9 protein-coding genes are annotated in these 14,358 nt (G+C 58.9%); 3 read left to right on the forward strand and 6 right to left on the reverse strand.

Annotated features, from left to right (window positions below; translation table 11 throughout):
* Positions 1-474: 474 nt before the first annotated feature.
* From UH5x_RS00715 to UH5x_RS00740, 6 genes are all read right to left on the reverse strand, one after another.
* Positions 475-663, reverse strand: a complete 189-nt coding sequence (locus UH5x_RS00715) for a hypothetical protein (RefSeq protein WP_482634361.1) — start codon at positions 661-663, stop codon at positions 475-477.
* Between the two features lie 233 nt (positions 664-896).
* Complete coding sequence (locus UH5x_RS00720) at positions 897-1,310, reverse strand: DUF1582 domain-containing protein (protein WP_482634362.1); 414 nt, start codon at positions 1,308-1,310, stop codon at positions 897-899.
* Positions 1,311-2,807 carry a DUF1501 domain-containing protein gene (locus tag UH5x_RS00725; protein ID WP_482634363.1) on the reverse strand — a complete coding sequence of 499 codons (1,497 nt, stop codon included), beginning with the start codon at positions 2,805-2,807 and terminating at the stop codon, positions 1,311-1,313.
* 160 nt (positions 2,808-2,967) lie between these two features.
* Positions 2,968-8,262 (reverse strand): DUF1549 domain-containing protein, encoded by a 5,295-nt coding sequence (locus tag UH5x_RS00730; RefSeq protein WP_482634364.1) that lies wholly within the window; start codon positions 8,260-8,262, stop codon positions 2,968-2,970.
* 556 nt (positions 8,263-8,818) lie between these two features.
* The gene (locus UH5x_RS00735) at positions 8,819-9,472 is read right to left on the reverse strand and encodes a hypothetical protein (protein ID WP_482634365.1); all 654 of its coding nucleotides are present in this window, start codon (positions 9,470-9,472) and stop codon (positions 8,819-8,821) included.
* A 268-nt stretch (positions 9,473-9,740) separates the two neighbouring features.
* Positions 9,741-11,114: a hypothetical protein gene (locus UH5x_RS00740; RefSeq protein ID WP_482634366.1), complete on the reverse strand. Its 1,374-nt coding sequence runs from the start codon at positions 11,112-11,114 to the stop codon at positions 9,741-9,743.
* Positions 11,115-11,385: 271 nt separating this feature from the next.
* Here UH5x_RS00740 and UH5x_RS00745 point away from each other — a divergent pair, with 271 nt between their 5' ends.
* The 3 genes from UH5x_RS00745 (at position 11,386) to UH5x_RS00755 (ending at position 14,305) form a co-directional block, all read left to right on the forward strand.
* Positions 11,386-11,916: a hypothetical protein gene (locus UH5x_RS00745; protein WP_047814741.1), complete on the forward strand. Its 531-nt coding sequence runs from the start codon at positions 11,386-11,388 to the stop codon at positions 11,914-11,916.
* Between the two features lie 365 nt (positions 11,917-12,281).
* The gene (locus tag UH5x_RS00750; protein ID WP_083434941.1) at positions 12,282-13,589 is read left to right on the forward strand and encodes an LptF/LptG family permease; all 1,308 of its coding nucleotides are present in this window, start codon (positions 12,282-12,284) and stop codon (positions 13,587-13,589) included.
* Positions 13,589-14,305: a TIGR04283 family arsenosugar biosynthesis glycosyltransferase gene (locus UH5x_RS00755; RefSeq protein ID WP_047814602.1), complete on the forward strand. Its 717-nt coding sequence runs from the start codon at positions 13,589-13,591 to the stop codon at positions 14,303-14,305. The genes UH5x_RS00750 and UH5x_RS00755 overlap by 1 nt, the downstream gene beginning before the upstream one ends.
* Positions 14,306-14,358: the final 53 nt, after the last annotated feature.

A 14,358-nucleotide genomic window follows, 5' to 3' on the forward strand; every position in this document is an offset into this window, starting at 1 on the left:
TCGTCAAGAATTCGGTCCCTACGAGAGTAGAACAATTGTCCCCAATTGTTCCGTCGGACATCGCTCTCGGTCGTGTCTGGTTGCTAGCCGAATTGACGTGTTGATTCAAGTTGAAGTTGCACCCCATTCGCGCTGAGCGTCTCGACTTCGCCAACCTCACACGCAAAGAGGTCGTGCAGTTCTAAATGCTGTGCCGGCAGCGCCTTGAGAACCCCGCCCGTGCAGCGGGAGGGGTCGGAAAGCGAGCGTTCAGCGAGATTACCGGGGGAGGGCCATCCGCGCCACTTCCCATGCTTGGCCCTCACCCTCGCGTACGCCTGAACGGCGTCGCTCGAACTCTCCCCAAACTGCGTTTCAGGAGAGGTGCGCCGCATGAAAACCCGCCAACATGCAGCACCAGAAAATTGCTCAACTCTGGAGGCAAGTCCGAATTCTGGCGAATCCGGCTACGGGAGGCGCGTTGGACCGTTCCGGTCAGCTCACCAAGGCGGTGACGGCGTGGCCTTTGACGAGTTCGCGGGGTTGGTTGGATGATTGTAGACCATCCAGGTAGCCGGATTCGCCAAGAATTCGGAGGGTGCAGTGCGTGGGAACGACGCCTTCCGTCGATCGCTGATCGGCGACGAGTTGTTGACGCAGAGACGCGAGGGCGCAGAGACGCATAGGATCGCTCGAGCGGAGCGAGAGAATCAGCGGAACGCGATTGCTTCGAATGTTCAGCTTGCGTTTTGAGAACCGTCCGGTGCTCCGCGTCTCTCCGCCTCCGCGTCGAAACTGTTTTGAACTCACGCTGAGCGTCTTCACGTCGACAACCTCGCACGCGAACGGTGGAGGACAGAGTAGAACAATTGTCCCCAATTGTTCCGTCGGGCATCGCTCTCGGTCGTGTCTGGTTGCTAGCCGAATTGACGTGTTGATTCAAGTTGAAGTTGCACCCCATTCGCGCTGAGCGTCTCGACTTCGCCAACCTCGCACGCAAAGAGGTCGTGCAGTTCTAAATGCTGTGCCGGCAGCGCCTTGAGAACCCCGCCCGCGCAGCGGGAGGGGTCGGAAAGCGAGCGTTCAGCGAGATTTCCGGGGGAGGGCCATCCGCGCCGCTTCCCATGCTCGGCCCTCACCCTCGCGTACGCCTGAACGGCGTCGCTCGACCTCTCCCCAAGCTGCGTTTCAGGAGAGGTGCGCCGCGTGAAAACCCGCCAAAATGCCGCACCAGAAAACTGCTTGACCTCCAAGCAGTTGAGGACAACGGTTTTGCTCTGGGGGAAGTCCGAATGCTGGCGAATCCGGCGACGGAAACTCGCAGCTTTCATTCAGCTCATCAGTGCGGTGACGGCGTGGCCTTTGACCAGCTCGCGGGGTTGGTTGAGGTGGTTGTAGACGAGCGTTTCTGGGTCGATCCCAAAGCTGTGGTAGATCGTGGCGAGAAGCTCGGCGGGGTGCAGCGGGTTGTCGACGGGAGCGGAGGCGGTCTTGTCGCTCTTGCCGTAGACGAAGCCCCGTTTCATGCCGGCACCAGCGACGACGGCGGTGTAGCAATACGGCCAGTGATCACGGCCATCGTCGGAGTTGTTGTTGCCCGATGTGCTGACGCCTCGCTGCGGACTCCGCCCGAATTCGCCGACGGCCACGACCAAGGTTTCTTCCAGCAGACCGCGTTGGTCGAGGTCCTCGAGCAGAGTGGACAAGCCGTTGTCGAGCATCGGAGCGGACTGCTCCTTCATTCGTTTGGAAAGGCCAGAGTGATGGTCCCAGGAATGATTGTCACTGTTGGCGACCTTGGGCCAGATCACTTCCACGACTCGTGTCCCGGCTTCCACCAAGCGACGGGCCAACAAGCAACTTTGCCCGAAGGAATTACGTCCGTAGGCGTCTCGAAGGACATCGTCTTCGGCCGACAATTGAAATGCGTCGCGTGCTCGGCCAGAGAGGATCAGCGAGAGGGCTCGGTCGTAGTTTTGGTCCAATTGAAACTTTTCAACCGCTTGGTTGATGACGGGCATCTGCTCATTGAGGGCCTGACGCAAGTTGGCGCGGCGTTGCAATCGCACGTCGAACACTTCATCGCGAAGCGACAGGTCGTCGGTCCGGATGCGTTGCATCTTTTCCATGTCCATGTCGTCGCCGGGCGGGTACAGCGTGTACGGATCGTAAGCTTTGCCCAGGAAACCGGCGGTCCCGCCTTTGCCAACCACGTTGGATTCTTGCAATGGACGGGGCAGCATCACGAATGGAAGCATCGGTTCTTCCATCGGTTTCATCTTGACGATGTTGCTGCCAAAATTGGGGAAGTCCTTCGGCGAGGGCGGCTCAAGTTGTCCCGACGGGCTGACCTTGTCGGTCGTGTAGCCCGTCATCATTTGGTAGATCGCCGCGGTGTGGTTGAACAGACCATTGGGCGTGTACGACATCGACCGGATCATGGTGAACTTGTCGTTGATCTGGGACAGTCGCGGCAGGTTCTCGGTGAATTGGATCCCAGGAATCTTGGTTGAGATCGGTTTGAATTGACTTTTGACGTTGTCGGGAACGTTTTCTTTCGGGTCCCACAAATCCAATTGGCTCGGCCCGCCTTGCAAGTAGACCATGATGATGGACTTGGCCTTGCCCCAGCCCGGACCACCGCTGTGATTCGAGTCCGCTGAACCGCTGGCTTCGGCCGCTTGGGCTTGATGCGATTGCAGTTTCAGAATCTGAGGCAGCGACAACCCAAACAGCGATGCGCTCCCGACACGCAAGAACGCACGCCGGGTTTCACCCAAGTGAGGGTCGCAGAGATCTTTGGCGCGAGGCCCTTTGAAAGACAACATGGTTGACTCCGTGGCTGGGTTGTTGAGAGGCGAAGGAATCGTTCGGAATCAAGTTCGGCTGTAGCGGAGCGGCGTGAGCCGCACGGTGTGTCACCGGAGGGCTCGCGCCCTTCCGCTACTTTTGAATCCCGAAGTTGTTTCCGAATGGTTCCAATGTGAATCAGTGGTTGAACAAGAACGCCGGCGAATTGACGAGAGCCCAGACCAGGTCTTCTGCCGCGGTCAAACGGGAATTCGCCAGTTGGGTCTTGGATCGTTCGACGTTCGCACGCAATTCAACCAAGGCCGGATCAATTGGTGTTTCTGGTTCAAAGCGTTTGCGGCGTGTTTGCAGTTCGACGATTCGGCTGTCTTCGGGCAGCGGCCGTTTGGCTTGATTGAGTGCATCACGAGCCGCTTTCAACTCGGGATTGATCGTCGACACGTACTGGTCGATTGCCTTCGCGAGAGCCTCACCGCGTTGTTCCGCGGGTGTTCGTTCCACGGCGGCGAACGTTTCGGACAATCCCAGCGGAATGTCGCCCTCCGCCGTGGTCACACTGATTCGGAAGCGACCAAGTTGATGTTCCTTGGCGTTGTGGTTTTGAACCAATTCAAATCTCAGGCGTGTTTTGCCTTCCGAGGCGATTGGTTTGGCGAACTGGAACGTGGCCCAGTGCTCGTGACCATTGGCTCCCGAGACCGCCCAAGCGTTTTGATTGCCAGCGTTGCCATCGAAGGTGCTTTCGATTTTGAACCCGTTCTGCAAGAAGTCGGCCGAGGCACGAGCGATTTTGACGGCAGGTAGATCTTTGGGATTGGCTTGGAGATCCGATCCAGCTCGGACGGTGATCTCGGTGACCACAAAGTTGCCGGCGCGACCAGGACCGTTTTGCGGGAGGCTTGGATCGGTGAGTGCCTCGACTCGAAAGCCGGTGATTCCGGACAGATCGGTCTCAAACTCGACGATGTAAGAGCCATTGCCTTGTTTGCCACTGGCTAGAACACTGCGATCGGGTTGGATGGTCAAGGTCGCTTGGTTGGTTGCGGACAACGAGTTGGGGATCAGCGGATGCCATTCGGTGTCCGCCTTTTTCTCTGTCAGAAACGCTGTCACCAATTCGGGCAGTGTTGCTTCTTGGTCAGCGAGCTTCTTTGCGGCGGCGTCGATCTTGGTCTGACGCTCGGCCTGCATCTTCGCTCGTTCATCCGCACTCTCGCTGCGGCGAGTGGCGATGTCATCGGCGAGCTTCGTCAGCATCGCTTGACGACCGGCCTCCAACTGCGGGAATCGCTCGGACCAAGCGGTCTCGGCAGCGGCCAAACGTTCGACGAGCGTTTCGTGGTCGCTTTGGATTTGGCCGTGAATCGTTGCGAAAGCGGCGCGTTCCTTGTCAGACGGGAGGCGGCCCAGCGCTCGCAAGAAGATCTCTTCCGTCACGGCTTCGTCGGTGGAGTTTTCCGCGACGATCTTTTCGAGTTGGTTCTTGGGGTCGCTGATCGCGGTGCCAATGGTGGGACCGCTGATCAACGCCATCACCGGGCCGAGTTGCAGGTCAGTTCCCCGTTCGCATTCACAGGCTGTTTCGCGGACAGGACGTCCGAGGTTGGCGAGGAAGCCGTCGGTGAGCGAGACGCCCGAGTCCGTTGCGGCGGCCGCACGGGTCCCGGCAGGCATGCCAGGGATGTGACTGGTCGCTCCCGTCAGCGAGTGCACGGCGTCGAAGATGACTTCGGCGGGCAATCGTCGCGGTGTCGCGTGGGAGTAGTTCAGGTGATCGTCGGCATTCCATTCGTTGGACTGGACCGACAACTGATAGGTCCGCGAGCGAACGATCAACCGCATCAGATGCCGCGTGTCGAAGTTGGAACCGATGAATTCGTTCGTCAGGTAGTCCAGCAATTGGGGGTTGGACGGTGGGTTGCCAGCTCGGATGTCGTCAATCGGTTCGATCAAGCCGACGCCCGTCATGTATCCCCAGATTCGGTTGACGTAGGAACGAGCGAAGTACGGGTTGCTGGGATCCGTCATCCACTTGGCAAGTTCTTCACGTCGCGTGAGTGGATCGTTGGAATGGGAGACCAGCGTTTGCTCATTGGGTGCAGCGGTCTGTGATTGTTGTTGAGCGGGTTGATCGGCAGCTTTGCCGGCCAATTCGTAAGGGAACGACGGCTCAACGTTCTCGCCCGTCCGGCCGTGCTGGACCTCTGAATCGGCCGTGTCGGCAATGATCTCAAACAGGGGTGTTGCACCTTCGACGGCGGTGCCACCGATCTTTTTGTCGCCTGAATTGGGATCTTTCTTTCGGTCGACTTTCGCGAAGTAGGCGGCCAGTTCGAAGTACTGGTCTTGGGTCCAACGTTCGAACGGGTGATCGTGGCATTTGTTGCAATTGAAACGAATGCCCAGAAACAGATGCGTCGTGTTTTCCATCGTGTCCTCGGGGGTCCGGAGGACTTTGTAGTACGAGGCGGCCGGGTTGGTTTGGTTGGAACCCGATGCGGTCAAGATCTGGTAGGCGAATTCGTCGTAGGGACGATTTTCCTCGACCGCTTTGCGAATCCAATCGCGATAGAGTTTGGTGCCCTCGACGCCGAGGAATTTTCGATTGACTTGCAGCAGGTCGGCCCACTTGTTGGTCCAGTATTCGACGAAGTCTTCGTTGCCGATCAAGCGATCGATGATGGCCTGACGCTTCAATTTGCGAGGCGTTTCATCGGCCAAAAACTCGCGAACCATTTGGCTGGTGGGAGGCAGCCCGGTCAGGTCCAAGTGCACGCGGCGGAGGAAGGTGGCGTCGTCGGCGACTTCGCTGGGAACGATCTTCATTCGGTCCCACTTTTGAGCGACCAATTCGTCGATGCGTCCCCAGGTATCCGAGTTGGCTTGTTCGTATCCCGTGCGATCGCCCATCACGGTCAGCGTGGTGGCGGCATACGCCCCTTCGAATCGAGCCAGCACGGGGGCTTCCCCGCGACGAACGGCACGGAGCATCCCACCGGCTTCGGCGGTGGCGACTTCGGTGTTGCCGGAGCTGACGAATGCTTCTTGCGTCACGTCGCGTGAGTCGCCGTTGGCATAGGTCGCAACGATGCGAACCTGCTGGCGAGCGTCGGTGGATTGAACGACCGGGTTCTTCGGGAAGACTTCCAACGATGCGACGCGGGGAGTTTCCAGGTCCAGTTTGGATCCATCGGCAATCCAACGATGCAGGACCGCGTGATAGGGATCGCCCTCTTTCATCAATGTGCCGCCTTCGTGAGGCGTGATGCCCAGAGGTTTGCGGAGCATCATCGAATCATTGGGGGCCGCCGGATTGATTCGCCGCGCGGCCAAGTCGTCGGTCAGGGCGCGGATGTCGAAGATGGGATCGTAGCCTCGCAAAGACAGACGGAACCCGTTCTTGCCCTTCTGGGCTCCGTGGCAGGTGCCTTGGTTGCATCCCAGTCGAGACAGCACAGGATTGACGTCGCGAATGAAGTCGACGTCGAAGTTGGCTTGCCCGGTGATCTCGATCGGGAGTGTTTGTTGATGCGATCCGAGCGTGATGGTGACTTCGTTGATCGCATTTCGTTTGGGGCGAATCAATCCGCTGGGCGACGCGAGGTAGTCTTCGGATTGCGTGATCGCGATTTGTCGCGTCACGTCGATGGTGGAACCATCGGCCAGCGTTCCAATCGCGATCAGTTGCACGTAGTCGTAGGGCGATGTCAGCGAGATCGTTTTCGGGACAACGGACAGTTCAACCAGTTCCGAGGGGGTGGTCGGCGATTCAGGTGACGCGTCTTGGTTGGAAGCTGCATCGCTTGTGAAGTTGAGCTCGGGGGCGGAAGCATGGGACGCTTCTTCGGACGTCGCATCGCTTTGCGGCACCGCCGGGAATGAGCGAACCAGTTTTCCGGTCGGGTCGAGGTGGCGGATGAGTCCATCGTTGGCCGCGACAAACACGCTCCCGTCATCGGTCAAATCCATCGCGTAAGCGGCGGCGTTGGGAAGTTCGAAGAGGAGCGTCTGCGTGACGGGTTCGTTGATCGTTTCTTCGACGAGTTTCTGCCCGTTCGCGGAGCGATTGGCGACTCGTTTGCTGAGGATCGATTTCAGCAGATCAGTCAACTCACCGGTGAAGTCGTACTTCCAAACTCGCAATTCGGAATGGCCGTCGATCGTGGCGACGGCGGCCAGGTGCGTGCCAGTGGAGTTCACGACGACTTGCCGGATGCGTCCGTTCAGACGAGGCAGGTTTCGAAACAAGTTGGCGTCGTCACCGATCTGACGCTTGGTTTGTCGGAAGACACGGTAGACCTTGACCACGCCATCGGCACCACCGACAACGACCTCATTGCGAGTCGGATGCATAGCAACGCTGGACAGCCCGCCCGACAAAGCACCGGGGGTGATCGAGGTGACGTTGTCGATGAAGCGTTCGGTTTCAACTTCCGTCAATTTGCAGGTCATGTCGCGGGCAACGGAAACGAGGTGTTTGCCATCGCTGCTGAACACCGTGTCGCGAATCCAATCCTCGTGGGCCCCTTGGAACAGGACTTGTTCGCCCGAGGTCGCATCGAGTGCACGCACCGTGTTGTCATTGGCTCCGATCGCGATCTTCGATCCGTCTGGTGACCAAGACAAACCGGTGAGGGTGTCGAACGTGATCTGTTGGGAAAGTTCTTGCTCGCCAGTCGATGCGTTCCAAATTTGCAGTTCACCCAGTTCGCCGGGCGTGCCGCCCGCTGCGGCGATGCGTGAACCATCGGGTGAAAAGCAAACCGAGTTGATCCGCGGCGACATGCCGACCAAACGTGTTTGCATCTCACCGGTTTGGGGATCCAGCAAGCAAATCTCGTGGTAGCCCGCGACGGCGAGCACTTGGCCATCGGGCGAGAGGTCGATCGAGGGCAACGTCGGTGGCCCTGCGTAGACCGGCGGATGGTTGGCATCGATTCGCGGGCCACTGGGCTGGGGCGAGTCGTTGATCGCCCCTTGTTGGATCCAGCGCTGGATCGTCGCCACTTCTGTTTCGTGCAGTGGTTTGCGTGGGGCCTTGGGCATTTCGGCAATGCCGTCGTGTGCCGTGATCAGCGAGACCAGCGAGCTGGCGTCGGCATCACCGGGAACGACCGCCGCCTCGCCGCTTTCACCGCCGCGGAGCAACGCGTCGAAGTCGGTCATCACGTATTCGCCGCGTTGCTTCGCGGCTTGGTGGCATCCGAAGCAGTTCGCTCGCAGGACCGGTAGAACGTCGCGGTGATAGCTGACGGTTCCAACGCCCAAACCCGCGGCCGAAGTGGGGACTTCGGCGGGGGTGGGTTCGTCCTCTGCCGAACTCGGTGGGGCACCGAGGGCAGAGAAAAAGAAAAGTCCCACAACGGCTAGGTGGGGTAATGGGGATCGCGGTGACCGAATGGACAACATGATCGACGAAATATCTGTCACGACGATTTCCTTCCAAGCGAATGCATGGGGACGAAAAATCATCGCCGATCCGAATCAATCCCGGGGATGAATCGATTCGGTAGCCGTGTGGGGGTTGGCAGGCGGGAGCGGGGGTGATCCCCGCTTAAAGGAAGGATAATGGCGACTGCCGTTTCGGTCAAGCAACGCTGCCACGAGAATTCCTCAGAAATGCGGCATCGGCTTCCAGTCTGTGAAGGATAGAACACAGGCTGGAAGCCAATGCCACAGTGACGTTCCGCAAGCTGTCAATCGAACGTCCCACACAGTTGGTTGGCCAACATCTCGACCGAACAGTCGCGGAGCGACGGCAGTTGGCAACGAGTTTGGAACGATCTGTCGCCGCTCCGCGGCTTTGAATTGAGGTGCGGGCACCCAAGACGTCGGGTTGAAACCCGACGCTATCGAATGTCACCGCTCCGCGGTTGGTTGGCAACATCTCGACTGAACTGGCATGTCCGTCGGTGGCGCTATTGCTTGCCGACGGCTACCATCTGACATCCCTACCAGGATGAAAACAGTCCAGGCGAACGACCAAACGGCTTACGCGGTTTCGTCCGTTCATTCCTGCCCACCCAGCCTAGCGATGAATCAGGCCACTGACGGGAGCCACAAAGACGGGCTCGCGAATGGTGCTGGGGATCGACGATTGATCATTCAGGTCCAGTGCATCCGTTGCTGGGTCTTGCACCGGGGCAGGAATCGCTGATTCGATCGGTTCCAAGTCATCTGGCGAAGGGCGATGCAGCGTTTCGGCTTTCTCCAGTTCCTCCGCGACTTCTTTCATCAACACGGGTTCCTGGTAGCGATCAACGTCGTTCGGTTCGACGGCGACCGAGCGGCGCGGACCGACGGTCAGGACTTCCCACGGTTTGGGATAGAAGTAGTGTTGTTCCACGCGTTTCGGCGGGCAGTGTTTGCCGTGGACTGCGCCCTTGATGCCGTTGTCGTCGTACAGCCCGAGTGCGTCGGCTCGTTGCCAGGCACGAGCTTCTTGGCTGGACGGGGCGATGATCGCCGCGGTTTTACCACCCACGTAAGTCGGACGGTTGTATTGACGCCGGTAGGATTCTGGCAAACGGCTTCCCACCGGGCCGATCACGTCCACCCGTTGGGCTCCGTCGGGACGTAGCAGTGGAAACGGCCAATCCGCTCGGCATTCGTTGCTGGCCCCATTCGCCAACATCGCAACCAACAAAACGGGAACCGACGCTTGAAGTGTTTTGAGATTCATATGACTGGCGGCACTGCATCCTGCGAAACCGAACGGGCAAAGCGTCGCGTATCCGTCGCGACAACCATCGGATCGTCAGGATCGATCAGTCCGGTACAACACGCTCTGACTTTCGCGCGTCGCAACCAACAGGCAAACTCACCGGTTCAGTCAAACTGTTCGGTTTGCGGTGAGTTCAACCATCAGCCGATGAACGATGGTTCACGGTTGTCACGACGAACCGGACTCGTTGCCTCGTCCACCACGGCCGCCGTTGGTAGGGCGTTGCTCAGTCGTTTTTCAAACTGCTGGACAACAGGCTGGCCATTTCGCGGCCCGCGTAACACGATCGCTTGTAATACTCCTCTTCCGAGTGAGCCTTGCCGACTGTGGGCGAACAGTCACGCGAACGGACGGGCAACGGCGAGCCGTCGTAACGAGGCGCGAATCGGGTTGGACCGGTGTAGCCCAATGCACGTGTGCCGCGAATTCGCGTCAGCAGCCAGTAGTTCTTGAGGATTGCGTCGCGTTGGTTGTACAGCAGGACCAGGCGATTCATGTTCTGAGTCGCGAGGCGGTGGTAGCCGTGAGGCATCAGCCAATCGCTTTGGATTGCCGGTGCGAGTAAACCAACGTCCAGGTTGGCCGCCATCACGGGCGCTTCGCTCAAGCTTCGACGTCCGATGCTGCCGCCGGCCAACGCGTGCAGGCTGCCTGTCACGATCCGGCCGCCGAAGCTGAATCCGATCAACGCGGTGGGCTGGGCGGCTTCGACGTGACGATGCAGCAACCAAGCCAAGTACAAACCCTGGGCGTCGGTTCGTTCCGCTTTGATTCGAGCGTCGGTGATGGCAAACGTTTCGCGATCGCTTTGCCAGCTCCAGATGACAAAGTCCATCGGGGTGCGGTCGCAGCGGTTGGCTTCCAACTCACGAGCCACGTCCATCCCCCGTTGAATGGCCAAGGGAGCGGAGCGGCGGTTGCCGTGAACGTAAATGACACGCGGTCGGCTCGGGTCAAACGTCGCGATGTATTCGTCAAGGCTGGACGGGCTGGATTGACCGCAACGATTCAATCGCGAGATGTGCAGGTTCGGGTTCTGCAAGTTGGCACGACAAGCGGTGCTGGTGATGTGCCGCGTGCTGATCAACCAGTAACGGTCACTCGTCAAATCCTGTTGCAGACTGGACGGTGCCGGAACCATGAACGATCCCGATGGGATCAGGTTGGGATGAGGTCGCGTGACAGAAGCGGAATGAATAGATGTCAGTGAGTCCGAAAGATCCAGTTCGTTCTCGGCTTGAATCTCGATCGCTTCGACTCGATTGAGTTCTGCGGCCTCTTCGGCAGCGATCGTTTCCGTGGAAGTCCACTCGCTGGCAGAGGACAGAGACAACGGCTGGGAGAAATTCGCTGCATCGAAGGCGAGCGGCTGCCCGGCGCGGAGGGAGTCGGCGTTGATCGCGAACGCAGAGCACATGGCGATGCACAGCATCACCGGCGCGATCGCCTCCGGAAGCGAAACTCGTTTGCCCAGGAGGCGAATCGAGAAACCGGATGATCGGCCGATGACGACGGTGGACATCAGCGACTTGTGGTCGTGTGGGTGAGCGAGCTGCATCATGCGAACAATCAAACGGGTCGTATGAATCGTGCGGGGCATCCAAGCTACCACAGCCCTTCTGAAGGTGGGATGTGGCGTTTTGTCAACAAATTGTTGCCCAAAATTAGCGTGTTGCGTTTGCACAACGCTCAGAGCGTCCTACTTTTGAGTGGTCTTGATGCCAAGGCCAACGTTTAGGCTCGGTTTTCCCTTTGGGTTCACCTTGCCCGATCCGCCTGCTTTGCCAGTCAAGGAAACTCTGATGACAATCCGAACTCTAACGCTCCTGATGCTCGTGACGGTCACGGTGACTTCGACCGGCTGCTCAGGAATGAGAAATTTCTTCTTCGGCCGCGGCGCCAGCTGTGGTCTTTGCAATCGCGTCGGCGCCATTGGCCGTGCCGTCAATCCGTTGGCTCCTCCGCCTGCAGCCACCGCGGGTGGTTGCAACACTGGATCCTGCAATTTGTTCAACCGCGGTCCGGCCGTGGCCGCACCTCCAATGATTCCGCAACAGCCTGTCTACGCACCGGCCCCTGCCTACGCACCGTATGCATCGGCTGGTACCTGCAACACTTGCCCCGCACCCCAAACCTATGTGGGCGACGGATGCGGCAGTGAGTATGCCGTCGGAATGCCCGGCTACTACGAAGGCGCTGTTGATCCCTACCTGGGAAGCGGCACGCTTGGTTACGGCGAAACGATCGTTCCTGGTGGCGGCTATCCCGTCGATTCCTACAACGGTTCGATCCAAGGCGACTCGTTCGCCCCTCGTGCCTACCAATCGAATCGCGTGGACTCACAAGGTGACATGATCATTCACGCCGATCCATTGCCACCCGGTGCTCAACTGGTCGACTGATGAGTCAGTCGCCTCAGTCAGCCTCGTTGAAGCTGTCGTCAAAGAACATGTCTCGGTGGAGGCCCCACCGAGCTGTTCACGATATCGAACCGTTGAATCAACTGTTCGACTGTCCGTGTTCGGATCGTTTCCGGTCGTGACGCAAACGGTGTCAGGGGTGGACTGGGGAAGAAGCTGACCGACGTCTGAATGCTGGGTGACGGAACAATTCGGGACAATTGTTCTGCTCTGGTGCCAATCAACGCCTGAGGGCTCCAGCGATTGGTCTTGAGGCGTCGACGGGTTGGCTGCGATGGTGAGCAGGGACGGGAGAAATTCCCTGTCCGGTATCCATCCATTCCTTTGAAGTCGTCGTCCGCCGCATCGTGACTCAGATTGATCGCTACGTCCTGATCCTCTTCATTCGCACGGTGTGCGTGTGTTTTTTGTCGTTGGCGGGCATCTTCATTGTGTTTCACGCCTTCACGGCGATGGACGACTTGATCGCTCAATCCAAAGCCGGCGAGCCCTTGCCATTGGTGCTGGGCCGCTTCTACGGGCCGTATTTGCTGCTGCTCTTCGATATGACCGGGACGATCATCACTCTGATGGCGTTCTTGTTCACGGCGGGCTGGCTGCGGCGAACCGGGGAGCTGACCGCAACCCTGTCCGCGGGAATTTCCCACGGGCGGATCCTTCGGCCGATGGTGATCGCCTCTTTGGCAATTGTCTCCGTTCAGCTGATGAATCGAGAATGGGTGATCCCGCGTTTTCGCGATTCGCTGACGATGAAGGCGAAAAATCTGTCCGGCGACGTCGAACAGGCTGTCATGCCGACCTATGACCAATCGTCGGGGATTCTGATCGAAGGCGATAAACTGCGGACGCTGGGACGTGTCATCACACGACCCAACTTCCGGTTGTACAGCGAATACGCCGGGTTTGGTGATGTCTTGTTGGCACGCGAAGCGATTTGGTGGGACCCACAGGCGATGGCGGAATGGCGAGACGACCAAGGGTTGCCTGACGCCGAATTGGCAGAAAGTGGGCCCGCAGAAACCGCTTCCGCGCAATTGGCATCCCTCCACGCCGCCGTGTCCGACACGGAAGGCAGACGAACCAGTTGGACGGACTTGGCGGGACGAAGCGGAATGCCCGAAAGCACCGGCTACCTGCTGCGTGGCGTGCGGCGTCCTGAAGACCTGCGTGATGTGCCGTCGGTCGGTCTGGAGTCTCGAGAAGACTTGGTGATTTTGACCCCCGCGGACCAGCCTTGGCTGCAACCGACCGAGTGCTTTGTCGTCACCAGCATTCATCCGAATATGTTGCAAACGCAAGACACCGCGACACGCCTGGCATCCGTGATGGAACTTGCCGGTCGAGTTCGCAATCCTTCGGTGCATACCAGCAAGGCGCTGCGAACAACCACTCATGAACGGATCGTGCGGGCCCCGCTGGATTTTGCTTTGATTCTGTTGGTGCTGCCGATGGTCGTCAATCGACGAGGACGCAAGTTGTTCGTGTTGATCGGATCGGCGGTGGGTCTGATCATCGGATTTTTCGCGCTCAAAACCATCGCGAGCACGTTGGGCGGAAGCACGAGTCTGGTCACGCCCGGCATCGCCGCTTGGATTCCCCTGCTGATCATTGGGCCTCTGGCGTATTCACGACTGCGTCACGTTCAGACGGTTTGATGAAGGTCAGCGTCGTTGTCCCCACGTGGAACGAAGCGGACAACATTGAACCGTGTCTTGCGTCCATCCTCTCGGGCGGCGAATCAGGGCGGAGCGTCTCTGAGACTGGCGAGGCCGAAGGCAGGGTGGCTGAGGTCATCGTCGCCGATGGTGGCAGCCGAGACAGCACCGTGATGCTCGTGGAAGCGATGCAGGACGTTCGTGTGCGAGTGATCCAGTCGCTTCCGGGACGCGGCGAGCAACTTGCCACCGGAGCGGAACTGGCAACCGGGGAAATGCTGCTGTTCTTGCACGCCGACAATCGACTGCCTCTGAATTGGTGGGCGCAGTTGCGGGAAGCGGATTGGCCAGCTTGGGGCGGTTTCTATCAACGAATCGATCATCCGGCTTGGCGTTACCGAATGCTCGAATGGGGCAACGCTTGGCGGGGGCGTGTGCGATCGAATTTGTTTGGCGATCAAGCGATCTTCGTTCATCGCGACTTGTATGAACGCGTCGGTGGATTTGAACGAGTGGCGTTGATGGAAGACGTGATGCTGTCGGCAAAGCTGCGAGCGCATTGCCCGGCGACGCTGTTGCCGGGGCCTGTCCAGGTCGATGCTCGGCGTTGGCAGAGGCGGGGCGTTGTTCGTCAGACGCTACTGAACTGGCAAATTCAACGCGAGTTTTCAAAAGGAGCTTCGCCTGAAGATTTGAGGCGGGTCTACGACGGTTGAGTGTGGGATCGCAGCAGTTGTGTGGAATGAGAGTCGAAACATGGTTGGCGTGA

The organism is Rhodopirellula sp. UH5 (assembly GCF_056839225.1).